We start from the raw sequence: 19,741 nt of genomic DNA, 5'->3' as shown, positions 1-19,741 counted from the left end.
CTCCCCCTGGGACGCCGACGCCCCGTCCACGGGTTCTGGCGTCGCGCCGGTGCCCAGCCTAATCACCACAGGCACCACCCCGGCAGCCCCGCCCGGCACTCGATGACCGCCGACCCGGACATCCCCCGTCGCCACGGTGGGCGGGAACAGGCGATATGACACACCAAAACGGTCGAAAGACGGTCAGTCAGTCCATCCGGCGAGGCGTGCCCAGCAGACCGACCTCGGCATCCGTCGGCTGCGTCATCACGTACTGCCGGTCCCGTTCCGTACACCACAGGGTGACGCCGTCGGCGAGCGTGGGGAGGGCCTCGTACTCGGCGCGGGGCAGCCGCGCGGCGCGGCCGATCTCCACCGCCTCGTCCGGCGATACCCGCTGGACACCCACGAGACGCGCCTGACGCATCAACCGCGGTGCCACCGGACTCAGATACGGCAGCAGCGTGAGCACCGACTGCCACGGCGCCGACGCCACCCGCCCGCGCGGAGGCCGCATACCGCAGTCCCGGATCACCAGGACCGGCCCCATCGCCGAGGCGCCCTGCGGAGGCACCCGGCCCACGTCGTGCACCGTCATCCCCGACTGGCCGCCGCCGACGGCCTGGACGACCTGCGCCCAGTGCCCGGGTCTGCCGGTCTCCACCGTGACCCGCGCACCCGTCGCCGCCGCGCGCAGCGCCAGCACCTGCGCCGTCCACAGGCCGCCGATGAAGAGGATGTCGAACGGTGTCGGGCGGTTCACCCCGAGGACGGCGGGCTGCCCCTCGGCGTCCACGCCCACCACGACCCCGTCGTCCCCGACGGGCAGGGCGAGGGTGTCGATCTGGGAGAGGGACAGGGTGTGCCGCGGATGGCGCGGCCCCAGCAGCCCGAAGCCGGTGCGCAGCCGCTCCCGCATACCGCCGGCCGGCCGGTCGCCGGCGGGGGCGGCGGGAGTCGTCGACGTGGTCATGGCCATCAGCGGGCACCTCCGAGCGGCAGCGTGGCGAGCACACCGGGCAACTGCTCGCGGTCGAGACGGACGATCCCCGTCCGCGCCTGCCGCGCGGCACGCTCCAGGGCCCGGCGCGCGTCGGACAGTTCGGTGCTGCTGCGGCCGGTGACCCGCAGATGCCCGGTGATCGCCACGTCCTGCTGTCCGCTGCGGGCCAGCGTCAGACTGAACGTCGTCGCCAGCGCGGGAACCGCCGTCAACTGGGCCACCAGCTGCGGCAGCGAGACGCCGGAGCCGCCGAGCTGCGGCCAGCGCCGCACCCAGTAAGTGGTGTGCCGCCGGTTGTCGCAGCGCCAACTGCGGCTGGACTCCTCGGTCCGGCGCCGTGGCGAGTCGCCGCCCTGGCCGGGCTGGGAGGTCACCATCGGGTTGGCGCACGCCGAGGTGGCGATCGCGGAGGCGAGCTCCTCCTCCGTCAGCACGTTGGCCCGGAAGCCGGCGCCCGTCAGCCTGCTGGAGAGATGTCCCGCCGAACGCACCAGGCACTTCTGCGCCCCGAGGAGCCCGCCGCCGCGCGCGGCGACCGCCTCCGGGCACAGCTCGGGGTCGAGCTTCAGCGCGATCCACATGATGCGGACCGCGGGAGAGACCGTCTCCGCCTGAAGCTGCGCGTAGTTCGTCACCACGACCGACTGCTGCGGCAGATGAGGTGCGGGCGCGGGCTGCGTGTGCACCACGACCTGCGCCGACTCCAGCCGGATGCCGTCCACGTCCAGCGCGTCCCGCACCAGGGCGAGCGGCAGCGGCGTGCGCCCGCGCTCGGCGCGCAGGGCACCGGCGTCGGCCTCCACCTGGAGGACGACGGTGAGGAAGCCCCCGTCGCCCACCATGCCGACCGGGCGCCGGTCGTGGTCGTCCCGGTGGCTGTACTGGTACGTCCGCAGATTCGGCTCGCACTCCACGGCGGGCACCAGGCTGGAGTCCACGCCGGGCGGCAGCTCGGTCCCCGGGGCCTTGCGCAGTCTGGCCCGCAGCGCCAGCTGACTGCCCAGCCACTCCGGCAGGGAGCGCCCCCGCCGGCGTACGACGGCGAGCAGCAGCAGGACGGCGGCGACCGCACCCGCCGGCGCCAGGGCGGCGGGGCCGACGAGCCAGCCGCACACCACCAGCGCGGCGGCCAGCTCCAGCATCACCAGCCGTTGCAGCGCGAAAGAGCCGCTGCGTCCCGAACGCGCCTGCAGATGCGGCGTGACGGAGCCGCGAGCGGCCGAGGAACCGCGCCCGGTCGCCGAGGAGCCGCCTGCGGCCGAGGAACCGCGAGACGCCGCGGCACCACCCGCGGCCGGCGCCGCGGCGGCCCGCCGCGCCGCGGATTGCGATCGCGACCGGGTTCGCGGTGCGGAAGCCATCACTGCAAAACCCCCGAACTATCCCGAAAAACACCGCACTCAGCAGGGCGGCGAGGCTTCAGCACCCTACCCGTGCCACGCGCACCACCGTGCAACAGGCATAGTAGGGGCCGGGTCTGACAGCCGAGGTTCCAGAGGCAACCGGGAAGGGGCGGAGACCAGTGGTCCGCACTGCCGCTCCGCCGGTCTCCATGGCTTCGTACGGGGAGAGAACGAACACAGATGGCATCACGGCGCGATGAACTGAACGCCTACACCTTCGCGAAGCGCCGCACTCTCGCGTCCTTCCTGCAACCGTCGCCCTCGGGCTCGGAGGAGGGGGCTCCGAAGCCGCTCAGAGCGGTCGTGCCGAGCCTCGTCGTCGGCGTCGTCATCCTCGCCGTGTTCGGCGCGATCGGCATGTTCAGCCCGACCGCCCCGAAGGGGTGGGACGAGCCGGGCGCGCACGTGATCGTGGCCAGCAAGTCCACGACCCGGTACGTCGTCCTGAAGACGGGCGGGGAGACACAGCTGCACCCGGTCCTCAACATGGCGTCCGCCAAGCTCCTCCTGGACCCCGACAAGGACAGCGTCATCACCGTCGCCGAGGACGTGCTGGACCGCGGCGATCCCCCGCACGGCGCCACGATCGGCATCCCCTACGCCCCCGACCGCCTGCCCTCGCCCGAAGAGGCGGAGAAGGCCATGCGGTGGGCGGTCTGCGAGCGCCCCGGACCGGGCGGCCGCGCCATCCAGAAGGCGGCGTTCGTCCTCGCCCGGAAGGAGTGGTCCAGGACCGAGGGCGCGGACAAGCTCACCGGCGGAGAGCTGATGTACGTCGTCGGCCCGGACGGCAAGAAGCAGTACGTCGTCGACTCCCGCGGATACGCCTATCCGCTCGCGGACCCGGCCGACAAGGAGGTCCTCAAGGCCCTCGACACCCAGGGCCGCGCCCCGCAGCGCGTCTCCCAGGACTGGCTCGACACCCTCCACAAGGGCGACCCGATCGCCATCCCTCAGATCAAGGGCACCCCGGGCGCGGACGCGGGAGCCTCCGACATGCTCCGCGAGTACGACAAGGTCGGCATGGTCATCAAGGCCTACGACGGCCGGCGCATGCAGTACTACGTCGTCCTGCAGGGCGCCGTGGCACGCATCTCGGAGTTCACCGCCACCCTGCTCCTCAACAGCGGTGACCTCGTCGGCGTCGGACAGGCCGGTGAGGCGCAACAGGTCAGCCCCGGCGCGGTCGTCGACAGCACCGACTTCGAGGGCGAGCTCAACTGGCCGTCGTACCGGCCCCAGACGGTCAACGACGGCTCCTCCGCCACCGGGGGCCGCAACACCGTCTGCAACGTGCTGCGTTCGGTGAACGGCAAGAACGGCACGACGACCCTGTCCACCTGGGCGGGCAAGGACTTCCCCGCCCAGCTCCCCACCGGTTCCTCCAGCGCCTACGTCACCCCCGGCTCGGGCCAGCTCTACCGGCAGTTCCAGGGCACCGAGACCGGCGCGGGCGGCGTCTTCCTGGTCACCGACACGGGGCTGCGCTACGCCCTGCAGTCCAACAGCGACAGCGCCACGGACGACAAGGGCATCGGAACCTCCGCCAAGCAGCGCGAGCAGCAGCTGAGCGAGGCCCGCATCGCCCAGACCCGCCTCGGCTACGAGAAGGTCGCACCGTCCCCCGTTCCGGCGAACTGGTCGACGTTCCTGCCCACCGGACCCCGCCTGTCGGAAGCGGCGGCACGGCAGCCGCAGGGCTCGTGACGGCGGCCACCAGGAAGAACGACGAAGACATGCTGATGCCGCACGAAAGCCGCTTCCCCACCCTCTCCCGCACCGCCCGGACGGTCCTCGCGGCGACGCTCCTCGCCGGAACCGCGGTGTGCGCCCTCCCGGCGCCCGAGGCCAGGGCCGACGACGGCGGCCAGTGCACGTTCCCCTCCAAGAAGTACGAGGGCCGCCCCTGGTCCCTGCAACGCGTCAACCTCGACGAGCTGTGGGAGCAGTCCAAGGGCGCCGGCGTGCAGGTCGCCGTGATCGACACGGGCGTGGACGTCAAGAACCCGCAGCTCACCAAGGCCGTCGACGCCTCGAAGGGCAAGAACTACCTCCCCGCCAAGAACGCCAAGGGCGAGGAGATCGACCGGGGCAACGCGCAGGGCACCACGGACACCGTCGGCCACGGCACCCGCGTGGCCGGCATCATCGCCGCCCGCCCCGCCAAGGGCACCGGCTTCGTCGGCCTCGCCCCCGAGGCCACGATCATCCCCGTCAAGCAGAACGACGCGGAGGGCAACGGCACCGCGAAGACCCTCGCCCAGTCGATCCGGTACGCCGTCGACGCGGGCGCCGACGTCATCAACATCTCCCAGGACACGGCCAACGCCGTCGCGCCCGGCGAGACGCTGGAGTCGGCGGTGAACTACGCCCTGGCCAAGCAGGTCGTGGTCGTCGCCTCGGCCGGCAACGACGGCCTCGGCGGCAACATCAAGGTCACCTACCCGGCCTCCTACGAGGGCGTCCTGGCCGTGGCGTCCTCCGACCGCAACAACGAACGCGCGTCCTTCTCCCAGTCCAACGAGTTCATCGGCGTGGCGGCCCCCGGCGTCGACATGATCTCCACGGTCCCCGGCGGCGGCCACTGCTCGGACAACGGCACGAGTTTCTCCGCCCCGTACGTGGCCGGCGTCGCCGCCCTCCTGAAGGCCAAGTACCCCCAGTGGACGGCCGCCCAGATCGTCGCCCAGATCGAGCAGACGGCCGAACGCTCCATCCCCGGCCACGACCGCCTCGTCGGCTGGGGCGTCATCGACCCGGTCAAGGCCCTCACGGACGTGGACCCGGCCCACCCGGCGGAATCCCCGACCCCCGACAAGGGCGTCCTCCCGGCCGAGGCCCCCTCGGTCCCCCCGGTCCACTTCGGCGAAACAGCCGAGGAACGCAACACCCGCGTAGGCACCTACGTGGTCGTGGGCGGCCTGGTCCTGGCAGCAGGCCTGACGGGCACAGCGGTGGCCATCAGAGACGCCCGCCGGAGACACGGGGGGCGGTGAGGGCGCCTCAGACGCCGTCGAAACCGGCCGACGGCTCGTCCCCGCCGAGAGCCTGCTGGGCCCGCCTCGCGAACACCGTCACGGGGTCGGCCGGCAACGCGTCCCCAACCTTCACGGTCGGGCCGATCTCGGCGGCGGTGAACAGGACAGGGCTATAGCGCGTCTGCGGTGCACGCGGCCGAATCCTCGACCCTCTCGGTATAAGAAGTGATGAGGCGCTTCATGGCATCTGCATCGCTATGGTGCGATCCTTGTGCCTGAATTGCCACATACAGCTCCTGTTTGTATCTACGGTCCGTGCATTTGCGCGTCTTACCGAAACCCTCATTTCCGGAAAAGCGAAATCGCCCCGAGTCGGTTGATCGATCAACCCTTTTGAGGGTCTGCCCTGCGGCGAAGTAGGACGTGGTTCGTCCCTGAGCCACCCAAGCCTGCGTAGCTGTCAGCACCAGGGTCCCATCGACAACCACCTTGCAGATCTTCGTCCCGGAGTGGGCTTCCTCACTCATCGTGATCTGCTTGCCTGCGGGCAGGAACGCTGTGAGCTCCGCCGCGCTCACAGGCGTCCCGCACAAAGCACCAGGGACCGCGTAGTCGCGAGCGGCTTTCCCGCTGCTACAGCCCATAACCGTAGTCAGAGCGGCGACAGCAACTAGATGAACAGGGGCAGCGCGAACGGTTGTATTCCACCATCGGAGACCATCAAAGTCTCTGATTCTACGACTGATCATGAGAACTCCGCGATATTCACGGGTGTCTGGCCCCTGCCTTGTCGGTCTCAGTTGCCTACGGTGACCTGGGGTGGCAGTGCTGCCTCCGACTCACAACCCAGGTGACGAGACAAGGCCCGGGACATTGCGTTCAGAATGGTCATAATATCTTTACCATTAGCCTTGGTGGAGACCTGATCAGGAGAGCTGTACAACGTCGCCTTGACGTAGGGGGTCTCGGTATTTCCGTCCCTTGTCGAACACGCGAAGTATAGCGTGGCGCTGTTGGTGCTCTGAGTCTTGGCGTAAAGCCCGATGGGGTAGAAAATGCTATCTGGGTCTGCCGCCTCGGACGGTGAATTCGGCTTGGCGTGCATGGCGGTGGCAGAGAAGTCCACGTCGACCAGTGGATGACCGCTGTCATCGTCCGCCTTGTAGACGAAACAGCCGGTACGCCGCGTGGCATCATCGTGTAGTGTCCGCGCCACGCTGGCGAGAGAAAACCCTTCGGGGGTACCCCTGTAGTTCTCCCGGAAGTTTTTCGTGTTACCCATCCGCTCCAGTGCCGCAGTTGCCGACTCGTCCAGTGTGGAGGCGCATACCTGTGCCGCGCTCAAGGTTGGTTTCTGCTGCTCGTCGCCGCTGCAAGCGGACAGAGTTACCGTCAGTGCCGCGACTGCAAGCAGCGATTTCCGGGACACGGATTGTGTCAGAAGTTTCATGGGTCAGTCCTCGTAAGGGGCGCGACCGCGGTATTCACTCTCATGGGAACCAACACCGTAGTAGGCGTTCTCGATGTCTTGGTTCCAATCTCCAGAATCGGCAGTCTTGTTTACTTTCTCATTCTCGCCAATGTAAGCAGCATAGGCGGAACCAAGTTGATCAGCTCCCTTGCCATAGAACTCGCTGCTCGTCAGCTGAGCCTTCTCTGCGGGTTTTTGTTCCTTTCCGTCCACTGCGTGATCGATTCCATGCCCGATGAAAGTATTCACTGCGTCGCCAACGGTATCCGCGGCGACGGGAGCGATTACGAGCGCCGCCGCGGTGGACCCTGGGAGCGGGATAGCAGCAATGCCACCGGCAACAACAGCCCCCGCCCCGAGCTTGACCCAGTCAGCGGACCGACCCAACGACTTGTTGGCCTCCTCCGCATCCCCCTTGTAGGTCGCTTCTGCCTGCCCGACGCGCGAGTTGTCGAGGATGCCGCGGGCCTCTGCCCCTGTCACCAGAGCATCATGGGCTCGCCCGATGTTGTCGTCATTCGTCGGCGGGTGCGCATCCAACGCACTAAGCGTGTACAGATGTTGTGCAGCTGTGACGGCGGCGTGGGATTTTTCATCTTGGCCAAGTACGCTCAAGAAGTTGATAGCGCCAGTTTCGGTGAAATTCGCACGCCCTTTGTACTGCGGTGGAAATGTCTTCTCATCGAGCACGTGATTACCGACACCAGACAGGCTGTGGTCGATGTCGTCGATGTAGGCGCCCGCCATCTTTCCCAAGCTGTCGGCAAGTTCAGGCTGATCATGCAGCATCTTGGGACCGTTCTCACTCCCGTACGTGTACGACACCTGCTCCATGACTGCGGCTGTGTCGGCAGTGCGATGTCCGCCGCCGGCTGCAATGATGTCCTTGATGTCCGTGTCGTATGCGAATCCGGTGGTTGCTGACTCCAGAGCGTGACCCAGAGAATTGCGCCCGGCGACGTAGTCGTCGTCGCCTTGGAGTGTAGCGTCGGATACCCAGACGCGCTCCTGAGTCAGGTACTTGAGGTGCTCATTGACCTCGAACTTTTTGTCGCTCGGGTCAAGAGTCACGTCGGGTGAGGCGAAGAATTCCGTCGAAGCGTCAGGGTTGTGTCCCAATGCTTCGAGGAACCCGGTCATTGGGTCGCGACCACGGTCGTTCTTGTAACCCCAGAAGTTTAGGTCCCCTTGATTCGCATTATTCATCCAGAGGTTGATTCCCTCGCCGTTGAGCTGCTTGTCATAGGCGACAAGTCTGTTGCCGTAATCGTTCAAGAACTGGTCGTCGTAGTCGCCGAAGCGAATGAGATTACTCATGACCGCGAAACCAGTTGGATTACTTGCGTCGTCGATTTCGAGCTGATTTTCACCCAGCTCAAGCATCGAGCTCTTCCAGGTAGTCATAGCAGAGCTGTCAGAGAGTGTCGCTCGACCGATGGTGATGCCCAGATTCTTCTGAAGTTGCTTGGCTTCGTCCCCTCGAGTCGGGTCGTAGGTCGCCTGGTAAGGATCAGCGATTCCTGCCCAGAAAGTTAGAAGTCCCTTCGGTCCGACACTCGTGGCGAACTTCTCGGCGAAGAGGGGGTCGTCTTTGTACTTGACAAGAGCAGAGTTGAGGGTGGCCAATTCCGTGTTGGTCACGTCGTGTGGATCCCTCTTCGCCAACTTGGCCATGGCTTCGGCGTCAGCGATGGCTTTGGCAGCGGAGTCTCGGTCCTTGTAGCTGGCGTCGGCGAATCCCAACTTGCTCTGATCTGCGATGGCACGGAGTACGGTCTTGGCAGAGTTATCACTCTCGGTGGCCTTGTTGAGAATCCTCTGGATTTCATCGCGGAGTGCGGTGATGTCTGCCTTGTTGTCTTGGTCCATCTTGCTGCGTGCTTCTGGAGGAACGTCCGTTGTAACGGTGAATCCCCCCTCATAGCCAAGGACCCTGAGGCCCTTCTTCCTGCCGCCGTCGATCGCTTCGACAAGTTGCCGGTGGTAGCCCTTCAGCTCACCTGCGGTGTCGCTGAGAATTTTATAAATGCTGTCGGCCTGGGTATGGGCATCGGTAAACTCACCGGCAGTCTTACGGATGAACTCTGTGGACACCTTGGCGTTTTTACCGGCCCACTGGGCCTTGTAAGCGACCTTGGCAAGGTTGTCCTCGGCATCCTTTTTTAGTGTTTCGAGGTTCTTGACCAGGGCGGACCAGTCCTTTACTGCGTCGTCAAGCAGCTTGAAATTGGCGTCGCGGAGGGTATCGAGTTCCATGGAACACTCCTGGAGGATAATCGGGGAGTTGCGCTGTCTTGAGAGTTGCTCCGGTCCTTACTCATTCTTGTTCTTGCTCGGCGCCCAGCCCCGCGCGTTGAAGTCGGCGTCCAGCGTGCCGATACTGCTCATCTGTCGCTGGATGTATCCCTCGTCTCCGTCATGTGGCTTCTTGGTGATCCGTATGTGGTTGGAGATCTAAGCGCACGCGTCCATCAGGGACTTCAACTGCTTGTCCCAACCGTTTACGTGCTGGAGTCCCGTACCGATTGCGAAGCCTTGCTTTGAGAGGTCTGCAGTTGCGGCGCCATTCGTAGGTTCGAAAACGGCTGTACCGATCTTGGTGAGACCGTTATTTGGGACTTCGAGGTCACCGTAGGAGCTCGGCCTAGGGGTGAGCTGCCGTTCACCTGGTTCAACTGCATGCATATGGAACCTTGTTGGCGCTGCAGCGCGTCGGTTTTGACCTGTTCCCGCTCGGCCCATGCCATGGATCGCAACCCCTCCCCGTGTGCAGGGACTCCTGACCGCCTGCGCTAACTGGTGGGCGTCCTTGCGGTGTCCGGACTCTGCAATAAGTTAGCAACTGTCGTCCGTAGGCTGACCGCGTGCGTCTGATGTGGCCTGATTGCGTACGTGAAGTGGTTGCGGTGATGTGATGTCCCGCCCCCGTAGCATGACCACCTTGACTGCAGGCGGAGTTGGGAGTCAGGGCGGAGAGGCGCCGGATCTGATGCGGAGTTGCGTGAGGGGGCCGTACAGATCGTCACGGAGACCGCTCAGAAATGGTAGGCCCCCTGACTTCGCGCGGCGGAACTTCACCACCCCGCACCCGACCTGGTCTGGTGCGGGGTGGTCACTGAGATCGAAACCGGCGAGGGACAACTGTATTTGGCCACGGCCATGGCCTGTTCTCCCGCCGCCCGCTTGTCGGGGCGACGGGGTCCCATACGACATCGAAGTGGTCTTCGCCACCCTGCACATGCCACCGCGACCCGGGGCGGCGGCATCTTCTGGTGATCTTCCACAGCGGTCGCGGAATCGATTACGACTCGACTCGCGGGAGTTCCGCCGGGCCTGTCGGAAGCTGGGCGTCGCCCAGACGAAAGGGTGCCGTCGGCCGGTCACGGCAGGGCGATGTCGCACTTCGCCTTGGCGTGTGCGTACGTCGCGGCGTTCTTCGCCAGGTCGATCAGGCCCGCCCGCGTGTCGGTGTCACTCGCCTCGCCCGCCTTCTCGAGATGGACGACGACGCTGAGGTCGTACTGGCCGCCGGGGATCTTCCCAGCCGACGTGCAGGGGACGAGGACAGCGGCCACGGTGGGGGAGGCCGTGCCCTTGAGGCCCGTGGTGAAGGGCGTGAGCCGGTCCTTTCCGTCCGCGTGCTGCGCGACCTCGTCGTCGGCCCAGCTCTCGAACGGCTCGTCGCGGATCATCTGCGTCCGGGCGCTCAGGAGCTGGTCACCGCCGCCCGAGACGAAGCAGTCCGAGCCGTAGCCGCTGTCCTGTTCGTCCACGCGAAGGTTCACGTCGTCGTTGAACGCATACGACGACTCCTCCGGTAGCACCGTCTTCAGTGCGTCGGCGGCCCGGGAGCCCGAGCCCAGTGAGTCGCACACGGCACCGGCCTCGATGTCCCCCGTGTCCTCGGCGAACGGCGGTGCCTTGAAGAGATACAAGGCACCGAGCACGCCCACGATGACGACGGCGACGACAGCGATCGCGTATCCGCTCCGCCTGGCATTCACGTTCAGTCTTCCTTCTCCAGCTGCCGGGGCACGCCCTCGCCGTCGAGTGCGTCGTGGACGTTCTTCCCTGCGTTGTTGAAGCCCTGCTCCGCCGCCGTGGCGGCGGCCGAGACGATCGCGGGAGAGGGGTTGTCGGCACCCTCCCCGGCCTTCTTCGCCGCGCTCTCGACGAGGGCGTACGTCGAGTCCTTGGTGCCGTCAAGGTCCTGTCCGTTGCGGTAGATGACCTCGCCGGAGCTGTCCTTCATCGCACCGTCGGTGATCGCGCTGATGATCTCGTCCGCGGCCGTGCCCGCCACACCGCCGGCGACGACACCACCCGGGCCCGTGAACGGGGCGGTGCCGAGCCCGACGCCGATACCGACCGCGGTTCCTCCCCAGGTCCCGACCTTCTCGATGGCGGCGTTGTAGTCCGCGTCCTTCTTCCCGCCCTCGATCTCGCCCTCGTAGGCCCGGCCCGCCCCGATGGTGCCCTCCACCTCGCCGGCCACCCGGGCGACGTCCTCGATCGTCTTCTTCAGGTTCTCGTCCTGGGAGAAGTTCGGATCGTTCAGGTAGGCGTCCGGATGCTGGAAGTGGTACTGCATCAGGCTCGTCGTGTAGCTGTGCTGCCCCAGGTTGACCGCCGTGTACCCCTCCGGGTTCCGGCCCACGGTGTACAGGAAGCGGGTGATGTCGGTCTCGCCGAGCTTGGCCGCCGAACCCGCGACGGGAAAGAGCTTGTCCTCGCCTTCCGTGCCGGGGTGCAGACCCCGGTGGATGTCCGGCATGTACTCGGCGGCTATCTGCCCCATGCTGTCGGACATGTAGCTGTTCTTCGACAGGCGGCCCGGGTCGTCTGCGACGGAGGCGACCAGATCCTCGACGAGCTTCGCCTGGCCGGCGTTGTGCGCGGGGGTGTCCACCGTCGGCATCTCACCCGCCGGGTGGCCGGTGGTGGCGGCCTCGAGCGCCAGCGCCAGGTTGTTCTGCCCGGTGTGGAGTTCGTCCCCCTTGAGGTTCGACTCCTGCGGCCAGTCCCGCTCCTCGAACAGGTACTGGAAGTTGGACAGCGACACCTTGCCCTTCTTGCCGTTGTCGTCGGTGTCGCGCTCGAAGGGGTTGTCCGGGTCGTCCTTCGAGATGAACTGCTCGTTGAGGAAGTCGGTGGCGGCGTCCGGGCTGTTGGACAGGCCCTTCAGGTAGCCCGTCAGGGGGTCCGTGCCGCTGTCGTCGCCGATTCGGTTGAGCACCGGGTCCATGCCCATGCGCTGCCACGCGAGATTGGCGTGCTCCCCGTTGCCGGTCAGCTTGCGCTCGGTGGCCATGAGCTTCGTGCCGTAGTCCGTGAGGAACCGGTCGTCGTAGTCACCGGTCCGCATGAGGTTGCTCATGACCTGGAAGCCCATCGGCCCGCCGCGGTTCTCGCCGTACAGCGGCTTGTCGCCGATGTCGATCATCGTGCGCTTCCACTCGGCCATCGCCGCCGAGTCGCTCTGCGTGGCGTTGGCGAGCGTCATGCCCAGACTGCGCTGCAGATCGTCGAACTTGTCCAGGCGCTCATGGCCCAGTTCCCAGTTCCCGCGCTGCGGGTCACTCACCCCGGCCCAGAACTCCAGCGTCTTCTTCGGTCCGAGCGCCGTGGCGAACCGCTCGGCGAACAGGTCGTCGTTGGCGTACTTCTTCAGCCCCTCGTTGAGCTTGTCGAAGTCGGCGACGCTGAGGTCGTCCGGGTCCTTCTTCGCGAGGGCGGCCAGTTCGTCGGCCTTCTTGACGGCGTCGGCCGCGGTGTCCCGGTCCTTGTAGCTGGCGTCGGAGAAGCCCATCTTGCTCTGGTCGGCGATGGCCTGCAGGACGGTCTTGGCGGAGTTGTCGCTCTCGCTGGCCTTGTTGAGGATTCCCTGGAGTTCGTCCCGGAGCGCGGTGATGTCCTTCTGGTTGTCCTGGTCCATCTTGCCGCGCGCTTCCGGGGGAGCGTCCGTGGTGACGGTGAAGCCGCCCTCGTAGCCGATGACCTTCAGGCCCTTCTTGCGGCCGCCGTCGATGGCTTCGACCAGCTGCCGGTGGTAGCCCTTCAACTCACCCACCGTGTCGCTGAGGATCTTGTGGATGGTGTCGGCCTGGGTATGGGCATCCGCGAACTCACCGGCGGTCTTGCCTATGAATTCCTTGGACACCTTGGCGTTCACACCGGCCCAGTCGGCCTTGTTGGCGCCCTTGTGCAGATTGTCCTCGGCGTCCTTCTTCAGCGTCGCGAGGTTCTTGACGAGGGTGGACCAGTCCTTGACGGCGTCGTCGAGCAGTTTGAAGCTGGCGTCGCGGAGCGTGTCGAGTTCCATGGGTTCCGTCCGTGGGGTGAGTGGGAGCAGAGCTGCGGGCGCTGTGGGCCGTCCCTCAGTCGTCCTTCTTCTTGCTCGGCTCTCCGTAGATCTTGTTCTTCTCACCCGGCGCCCCGACGCGCTCGTCGAAGCCGGCGTCCAGCATGGCGATGCTGCTCATCTGCCGCTGGATGTAGCCCTCGTCCCCGTCATGCACCTTCTTGGTCACCCGCATGTGGTTCGAGATGTGGGCGCAGGCGTCCATCAGTGACTTCAGCTGCTCGTCCCAGCGGTTCGACACGTGCTTGAGCCCGGCGCCGAGAGCGAAACCCTGCTTGGACAGGTCAGCGGCCGCGGAGTCGCTGGTGGGTACGGCGACACGTGCCTTGTCCCACAGGTCGTTGTAGAGCTCGAACGCGGCGGTGCCGATCTTGGTGAGCCCGTCGTTCGCGACCTTGAGGTCACCGTACGAACTCGGCTTGGGAGGCGCCCCGCCGTCCACCTGGTTCAACTGCATGTGCGCAGATCCCTGCTGGCGCTGCAGTGCGTCGGCCTTGAGCTGTTCCCACTCGTTCCATGCCATGGACGGCAACCTCCCCGTGTGCAGGGCTGCCTGCCGCCTGTGCCGGCCGGTGGGCGTCCTGCGGTGTCCGGACTCCGCCACAAGTTAGCAACTGGGGCCAGCCAGGCGACCGGGTGCGTCCGAGGTGGGGTGATTGCGGAGGTGAAGTTTTTGGGGAGATCTGCGGATCGGTGGGTCGAGCGGGGCCGGCGGGCGCATATCGGCCGCGCGCCCGGGTCGCGTACGAGATCGCGTACGAGGGGGATGACGGGCGGCATCGTGCGGGTGCACTACTTCGAGTGATGCGCGGTCGTCCGCCCGGCACCGCCGCTAATCGTTCACCTTTTAACCACCCGACCGCAGAGCCGAACCGCTCAACTGGCGCCGATATCCTGGGACTCACCGGCGTGTCATGTTCGGGACGTCTTTGTAACTGGGCTAGCACACATCACGGTTGGCCCTGTCGTACCCGTTGACTAGAGTGGTGATCGCAAGACGCGCGCGGCTCGCTTTGCGATCGCGGGGGCGAGTGGCCGACCGGCCACAGCGATGAAGCTACGGGGAACGGGGAGGGAGCGACGTGCTTCCAGCGGACATGGTGGGGGGCGTGTCAGCAGCCAGGGCGGCGAACCTGGAGGTCACCGGCGAGGCGCTGAGCACGTTCGTGAAGCGGGTGGACGCGGTCCTGACCAACCTCGAGGGATCGCCCGGCAACCCGACTCGAGTCGGCGCCCAGACGATTAAGCCGACGTCGCTGGCGACGGACCCAGGCGGTTTTCCCGAGGCGCACGCCCTGTACCTGCAGTACAACCAGGTGCACGAGACGCTCACCTCGCTGTCCAAGACCCTGCACCTGCAGATCGAGGCGATCGGTATCGCTGTCCGGGGTGCGCATGTGGGCTTCGACAACCTTGAAGAGGAGCAGCGGCGCCGCTTCTGGGCGATTCAGTTGCAGATCAAGGACCTGCAGGACGCGGGAGACGGCGAGCGGCGTGCGAAGCGCGACAAGACCACCGGAGGCCTGACGTGACCGACAAGAAGCACGAGCAGGATCTGGAGCGGGTCTCCGGGCAGAACGCGTTCACGGACCTGACACGGCATGCCGAGAAGCCCTCAAGCGGTGACGGCGGGTTCCTCCGCCGGGCGATCGACGACATGGTGCGTGATGCGGCGGCGGGTACGCCGTACGCACGAGGGGTGCAGCAAGAGCGCACCAACTTCGAGAAGCGCCGTCTGAACGACATGATCGACCTGGTCGAGCAGACCAACCCAGAGGACCTCGAGTCCTCGGGTAAGGCCCTGTGGGACGCGCGGGACGCCATCACCGAGGCAGCCAAGGAACTGGATGGCCACATCGAGAAGGTCCATTGGGTTGGTGAGTCGGGTGAAGCCTTTCGTAAGTGGGGGCGCTCGCTGGTCACCAGCACGTATGGGCTGAGTGACTTTGCCGGTGGGGCGGGGGATCAGATCACGGCTGCCGCCGTGGGCCTGGCGGCGGTACGCAAGGCCATGCCGCCTCGGGACACGAGACCGGCGGCGCAACAGGCAGTGAAGCCCTGGGAGCTTCCGGCGCCCAAGCAGGTCGAGGGCAACGCCGAGTACGCCGAAGCGACCCGCGTGGAGAAGGACCGCCAAGAGGCGATCAACCAGATGAATCGGTTGTCTTCCTACTACGCGGTGGCGAACCTGCAACTCCAGGAGTTGCCGCTCCCAGAGTTCAAGGCCATGCCGGACGTGGGCGTTCCGAAGCCGGCACCTGGCTCCGGCGACAAGATCTATGTCGGGGACAGTGGTGCGTCGGCGACACACCAGTCGAGTACGGGAACGGTCGGCACTAGTCACCCACCGTCGATCGCCACAGCAGGCCGCGCCGAGACGGGCGGCTTGGCTGACGTACCCCTGCGTCCGACCGACGTGGCACGGCCCCCTGTGGATCCTGACATCGCCGTCGAAACGACCATTGACAGCGTCGGAACCCTGCCGCCCGTAACGCCCGCTGCACATGGGGATATTGCCCCAATCGTCGGTGCCCCCGGCGGGAGCAACATTGCGAACAACGGACCCAGTAACGCGTTTGGGCCGATCAATAACCTGCTCCCAGGGAAGGGCACGAGCGGGCCAACCGGTCTCAGGGCTCCGATCACCACAACCGGGCGAACCGGTACGAGCGGCATGACCAACGTGGGGCCGGGACGCACAGGCAACGGTCCCCTCAGCCAGATGGGCCGGACAGCGGCGACCGGCCAGCCGATTGCCAAGGGCGCTTCTCCAGGAGGGAAGACCCTGCCCATGGGTCCGGGAGTGACCGGTGGGACAGCGAGGCCAGCCGGACCGTCCGCTTCAAGGCCGCACGGCGGCAGAGCGACTGGTGCCGGCCATGCGAATGGCGTGGTCGGGGGACGGCCCGTGACCGGAGCGGCAACACCAGCGAAGAACGGGCCGAAGGTTCCTCGAGGCACGGTGATCGGCGCTGAAGCTGCATCCGGCTCCAGGTCAGCCGAGCGGCGTCTTGGGCAGAGCGGTGTCTTCGGCGGACCGACCTCCGCCGGGAAGGCGGGTTCCGCTGCGACGAACAGGCCTCGAGTCGGCTCGACCACGTCCAAGTCCATCACTGGCAGTCCTGCTGCACGCAATTCCGCAACCGTTGCTGAGCGGAACGGTATGACTCGTGGAGGCGCCGGCCTTGTGCGCGGGCCGAGTGGCCGCGCAAAGTCGGGTGACAAGGATGCGGGCAAGGACAGGGAAGAGGCTCCTCGGGCCACCCACGTCACCGAGGACGAAGAGGCCCACCTGCCCGATCAGCAACGGCGCGACGTGCCGCCAGTCGTCAACTAAGTGCTAGCGAGGACTCACAACGTTATGAAGCCAGGGACCAGCCGACTGGCCGAGCGGAATGGCCTCCGCAGGAGCCACTGCAAGCGACGCGTGCGTGCCGTTGGCGCGTCGGTCGGCGCCTTGGTGGCTGCGAGTGTGGGATTCGCTCCGCACGCGATGGCGTCCGACGCTCAGTCGGAGCAGTGGTATCTGCAGCCGATGCAGGTAGAGCAGATGTGGAAGGACAGCACTGGTAAGGGCGTCAAGGTAGCGGTCATCGACACGGGAGTGAACCCCCAGACCGATGCGCTTGAGGGTCAGGTTTTGGTGGACGATGTCCCTGAAGCCGTCGCGTACGGTGCGACCGACGATTACACGGGTCACGGCACGAGCATGGCGGAGCTCATCGCAGGCACGGGCGTCAATGGCAGTATTCAGGGCCTCGCACCTGGCGCGAAGATCGTTCCGTACCGCATTCACCTGAAGGGCCTGACTGGGGCCGAGGACAAGAAGAAGACTGCCCTGCCTGCCGAGGCGATCAGAGCCGCGGCTGATACTGATGCGAAGATCATCAGTATGTCTTTTAGCCTCCCCTACCTCGATCTGGATGTGGAGGAAGCGGCTGTCTACGCCGCTTCGAAAGGCAAGATGCTGATCGCTGGCGTTGGAAACGACGGCACCTCCGGCGAGAACAACATTGGTTATCCGGCTGCGGCTCCGTATGTACTGGGTATCTCGTCGATGAACAAAGACAACAAAATTTCGGAGTTCTCCTCGCACGGGAACTATGTGGACCTCGTAGCACCGGGTGAGGACATGCCTGGCTACTGCCGTCCCAGCTTTGAGTCGTACTGCCACGACCTGGAGGGCACCAGCGCTTCCACCGCCATCGCCTCGGCGTCCGCCGCCCTCATCTGGTCCGCGCACCCCGACTGGACGGCGAACCAAGTCACTCGGGCGCTCATCGACACCGCAAGCCGCCACTGGCCGAAGGACGACCCGACGCAGTACGCCGGTTACGGCACCGTTCGCCCCTACAAGGTGCTCGAGAACCCGAACTTCGACGCCGGCCCCGCCTACTCCGATCCCCTCGCCAAGTGGAACCAGGAGAAGGGGAAGAAATTGGTGACGGAGATTCCGCCCGCCTCCGCGGCTTCCCCCTCCGCAACAGGCTCGTCACAAGCACCGGAAGCCTCTTCAGGTGCCGACAAGGCCGCAGCAGGATCGAAGGCGGACAAGACGGAGAACGTGGCGGCCGAGTCCTCGAGCGACGACAACAGCACGCTGTGGATCGCCCTCGGCGCTGCCGCCGCCGTCGTCGTGATCGGAGGCGGAGCCTTCATCGTCCTGCGATCGCGTCGCGCCACGTGACGTCGGCCGCCCGGGCCCTGAGCCGCTAGGCCAGGACATGGAGAACGTGCTCATTGCCGCAGGGCGTTGAGCCGCACAGTTGGACCCCGAAACGGAAAAGGGAGGGCAGGCGGAACATGGCCGTCGACCAGAAGCTTGAAGATGCAGCGGTAGTCAAGCTGCAGAAGGACATGTACGAGAAGTTCGACAGCATCCGCGCGCGGGTGCACAGCCTGCAGGGTGTCATCGACAGCCTCGAGGGTCAGTGGCAGGGCATCGGCCGCGCCGCGTTCGACACCAAGCAGTACGAGATCAACACGTCGCTGAAGAACATGGGTGGCATCCTCGCCGAGGTCATCGAGGCCATGACGGCGACGCGCAACATCAAGGACACCAAGGAAGACGAAGTCCGCGCGGCCGTCAACAAGATCAACGTCAAGGACGGTGCCCCCACGGTGTCGCCGTTCAGCTCGATGTAACGACACCCACGGCGCGGACAACAATCACCGGCGGAAAGAGACGAGGTAGGCGGACATGGGCGCCAATAACGCGGACGGCTTGCAGGTAACGTACGACGGGCTCGACATCGCGGCGACGAACATCGCCAACCAGGCGAAGCAGCTCGACGAGGACATCCAGCAGCTTCGCAAGATGGTGGAGAACAGCAAGCAGTACTGGGTGGGTAAGGCCCAGGACACCTACAACTCCAAGCTGGAGCGCTGGGACCGCGAGGCCAAGGACATCCACCAGGCCCTGATGGGCATCGGCCACGTCGTCGGCCAGTCGGGCGGTACGTACATGGAGGGTGACCTGGCCGCGTCCAGGTACCTGATGTAGTCACCGGCGGCCGAGGCTGCAGCAGGAACGAGGGTGGGCGTGCGCGGGAGACGCCCACCCTGTTGCTGTGCGCCACCTGACACGACGACGGACGATGACAGAAAACATGACAGGGTCCGACAGCGGCGCACGAGTACCCCGCTGTCCCTACACGGCACTCACGCGTCTCGACGCGCGCGGATCCGTTGCCGACCCCTACTCGCGCCCCGCCCCGATGTCGCGCTTCATCGCCCGCAGCGCCGACGGTGAACGCACCGTCTTCCTCAGCAAGCCGCTGACGGCCGTCCAGCCGGCGGCATTTCTGGCCGAGGCCGAATTCTCCCGCTACCTCCTGGGCCCCTGGGTCCTGCCGATCGTCGAGGTGGCCGCTCCCGGAGCCGAGGCATGGGCCGCCCACACCTACGTGCCCGCGCTTCCCCTCCCCGCCGTGCTGGCCCTCCACGGCGGTCCCCTCCCCGAGCACACCGTCAGGGCTCTCGCCGTCGCCCTGGCCGAGACCCTCGCCGTGCTGCACGGGCAGAACGTCACGCACGCGGGACTGTCCCCCGCAGCGGTACTGATCGCCGCCGACGGACCCCGGCTCTCCTGCTTCGGAGCGGTCCGCGCCGCAGCGCAGGACGGTGTTCCGCGGCACGACGCACCGGGACTGGACGCAGGGAGTCTGCCGCCCGAACAGGCGGCGGGCGGCCGGCCCCGGCCGTTGGGCGACGTCTACGCGCTCGGCGCGACCGTGGCCTACGCGGCCACCGGCTACACGACGCCCGAGCAGGGCGAACTGCCGCCCTTCCTGGGGTCACTCATCGGCCGGAGCCTGTCCAGAGACCCGGCACGCCGCCCGTCGATCGCCGAGATGATCCGCGTGCTGGCCGACGATCCCGCACTACCGAGCCCAACCGGGTTCGGTCCCGTCACACGTGCCGAGGCCTTCCTCGGTCCGGGCTGGCTGCCCCCTCGGGTCATAGCCGCCATCGCCCATCAGTCGGCGTCCGTACTGGCCGCCGAAGTGGCGGCAGTGACGTAAGTCCGCGAGCCGTCCGAACTGG

At 66.3% G+C, this 19,741-nt stretch carries 15 protein-coding genes and 1 pseudogene; 8 read left to right on the top strand and 8 right to left on the bottom strand.

The annotated features are described in order from the left end of the window. Positions 1–187: 187 nt before the first annotated feature. The gene (locus AB0E77_RS19600; protein ID WP_361572226.1) at positions 188–958 is read right to left on the bottom strand and encodes a hypothetical protein; all 771 of its coding nucleotides are present in this window, start codon (positions 956–958) and stop codon (positions 188–190) included. Further along, complete coding sequence (eccE, locus tag AB0E77_RS19595) at positions 958–2,343, bottom strand: type VII secretion protein EccE (RefSeq protein ID WP_361572223.1); 1,386 nt, start codon at positions 2,341–2,343, stop codon at positions 958–960. The genes AB0E77_RS19600 and eccE overlap by 1 nt, the downstream gene beginning before the upstream one ends. Positions 2,344–2,565: 222 nt before the next feature. Here eccE and eccB point away from each other — a divergent pair, with 222 nt between their 5' ends. Both eccB and mycP read left to right on the top strand, forming a co-directional pair. Continuing rightward, positions 2,566–4,092, top strand: a complete 1,527-nt coding sequence (gene eccB / locus AB0E77_RS19590) for a type VII secretion protein EccB (protein WP_361572220.1) — start codon at positions 2,566–2,568, stop codon at positions 4,090–4,092. A gap of 35 nt (positions 4,093–4,127) precedes the next feature. Then, a complete protein-coding gene (gene mycP, locus AB0E77_RS19585; RefSeq protein ID WP_361572217.1) occupies positions 4,128–5,381 on the top strand; it encodes a type VII secretion-associated serine protease mycosin in 1,254 nt (417 codons plus the stop codon). A gap of 778 nt (positions 5,382–6,159) precedes the next feature. Here mycP and AB0E77_RS19580 read toward each other — a convergent pair. The 6 genes and pseudogenes from AB0E77_RS19580 to AB0E77_RS19555 form a co-directional block, all read right to left on the bottom strand. Next, positions 6,160–6,813: a hypothetical protein gene (locus AB0E77_RS19580; RefSeq protein ID WP_361572214.1), complete on the bottom strand. Its 654-nt coding sequence runs from the start codon at positions 6,811–6,813 to the stop codon at positions 6,160–6,162. 3 nt (positions 6,814–6,816) lie between these two features. Next, complete coding sequence (locus tag AB0E77_RS19575) at positions 6,817–9,090, bottom strand: DUF6571 family protein (RefSeq protein WP_361572211.1); 2,274 nt, start codon at positions 9,088–9,090, stop codon at positions 6,817–6,819. A gap of 57 nt (positions 9,091–9,147) precedes the next feature. Further along, positions 9,148–9,581, bottom strand: a pseudogene (locus tag AB0E77_RS19570) (hypothetical protein). Between the two features lie 633 nt (positions 9,582–10,214). Then, positions 10,215–10,838 (bottom strand): hypothetical protein, encoded by a 624-nt coding sequence (locus AB0E77_RS19565; protein WP_361572209.1) that lies wholly within the window; start codon positions 10,836–10,838, stop codon positions 10,215–10,217. Between the two features lie 2 nt (positions 10,839–10,840). Next, positions 10,841–13,156, bottom strand: coding sequence for a hypothetical protein (locus tag AB0E77_RS19560; protein WP_361572206.1), 2,316 nt, complete (start codon positions 13,154–13,156; stop codon positions 10,841–10,843). A 55-nt stretch (positions 13,157–13,211) separates the two neighbouring features. After that, positions 13,212–13,718 (bottom strand): hypothetical protein, encoded by a 507-nt coding sequence (locus tag AB0E77_RS19555; protein WP_361572203.1) that lies wholly within the window; start codon positions 13,716–13,718, stop codon positions 13,212–13,214. A 559-nt stretch (positions 13,719–14,277) separates the two neighbouring features. On the opposite strand from AB0E77_RS19555, the gene AB0E77_RS19550 reads away from it, so the two are divergent. The 6 genes from AB0E77_RS19550 to AB0E77_RS19525 all read left to right on the top strand — a co-directional run bounded on the left by AB0E77_RS19550 (position 14,278) and on the right by AB0E77_RS19525 (position 19,719). Continuing rightward, on the top strand, positions 14,278–14,727 hold the full coding sequence (locus tag AB0E77_RS19550) for a hypothetical protein (RefSeq protein ID WP_361572201.1): 450 nt from the start codon (positions 14,278–14,280) through the stop codon (positions 14,725–14,727). Further along, complete coding sequence (locus tag AB0E77_RS19545; protein ID WP_361572198.1) at positions 14,724–16,532, top strand: hypothetical protein; 1,809 nt, start codon at positions 14,724–14,726, stop codon at positions 16,530–16,532. The genes AB0E77_RS19550 and AB0E77_RS19545 overlap by 4 nt, the downstream gene beginning before the upstream one ends. Positions 16,533–16,688: 156 nt before the next feature. Continuing rightward, positions 16,689–17,882 (top strand): S8 family serine peptidase, encoded by a 1,194-nt coding sequence (locus AB0E77_RS19540; RefSeq protein ID WP_361572195.1) that lies wholly within the window; start codon positions 16,689–16,691, stop codon positions 17,880–17,882. A gap of 116 nt (positions 17,883–17,998) precedes the next feature. Next, the gene (locus AB0E77_RS19535) at positions 17,999–18,340 is read left to right on the top strand and encodes a WXG100 family type VII secretion target (protein WP_361572192.1); all 342 of its coding nucleotides are present in this window, start codon (positions 17,999–18,001) and stop codon (positions 18,338–18,340) included. Positions 18,341–18,395: 55 nt separating this feature from the next. Next, entirely contained in the window at positions 18,396–18,698 is a 303-nt protein-coding gene (locus tag AB0E77_RS19530; RefSeq protein WP_361572189.1) for a WXG100 family type VII secretion target, read from the top strand. 214 nt (positions 18,699–18,912) lie between these two features. After that, positions 18,913–19,719, top strand: coding sequence for a serine/threonine protein kinase (locus tag AB0E77_RS19525; RefSeq protein ID WP_361572186.1), 807 nt, complete (start codon positions 18,913–18,915; stop codon positions 19,717–19,719). The last annotated feature ends 22 nt before the right edge of the window (positions 19,720–19,741 follow it).

This window comes from Streptomyces sp. NPDC032940 (assembly GCF_040636935.1).
GTDB lineage: Bacteria > Actinomycetota > Actinomycetes > Streptomycetales > Streptomycetaceae > Streptomyces.
Note: the sequence above shows the minus strand (reverse complement) of the source record. Positions and strands in the feature narration are given on the sequence as shown.

Coding starts and splice junctions, on each gene's coding strand:
- AB0E77_RS19600 (WP_361572226.1), bottom strand. CDS start 958: ATGGCCATGACCACGTCGACGACTCCCGCCGCCCCCGCCGGCGACCGG.
- eccE (WP_361572223.1), bottom strand. CDS start 2,343: ATGGCTTCCGCACCGCGAACCCGGTCGCGATCGCAATCCGCGGCGCGG.
- eccB (WP_361572220.1), top strand. CDS start 2,566: ATGGCATCACGGCGCGATGAACTGAACGCCTACACCTTCGCGAAGCGC.
- mycP (WP_361572217.1), top strand. CDS start 4,128: ATGCCGCACGAAAGCCGCTTCCCCACCCTCTCCCGCACCGCCCGGACG.
- AB0E77_RS19580 (WP_361572214.1), bottom strand. CDS start 6,813: ATGAAACTTCTGACACAATCCGTGTCCCGGAAATCGCTGCTTGCAGTC.
- AB0E77_RS19575 (WP_361572211.1), bottom strand. CDS start 9,090: ATGGAACTCGATACCCTCCGCGACGCCAATTTCAAGCTGCTTGACGAC.
- AB0E77_RS19560 (WP_361572206.1), bottom strand. CDS start 13,156: ATGGAACTCGACACGCTCCGCGACGCCAGCTTCAAACTGCTCGACGAC.
- AB0E77_RS19555 (WP_361572203.1), bottom strand. CDS start 13,718: ATGGCATGGAACGAGTGGGAACAGCTCAAGGCCGACGCACTGCAGCGC.
- AB0E77_RS19540 (WP_361572195.1), top strand. CDS start 16,689: ATGGCGTCCGACGCTCAGTCGGAGCAGTGGTATCTGCAGCCGATGCAG.
- AB0E77_RS19535 (WP_361572192.1), top strand. CDS start 17,999: ATGGCCGTCGACCAGAAGCTTGAAGATGCAGCGGTAGTCAAGCTGCAG.
- AB0E77_RS19530 (WP_361572189.1), top strand. CDS start 18,396: ATGGGCGCCAATAACGCGGACGGCTTGCAGGTAACGTACGACGGGCTC.
- AB0E77_RS19525 (WP_361572186.1), top strand. CDS start 18,913: ATGTCGCGCTTCATCGCCCGCAGCGCCGACGGTGAACGCACCGTCTTC.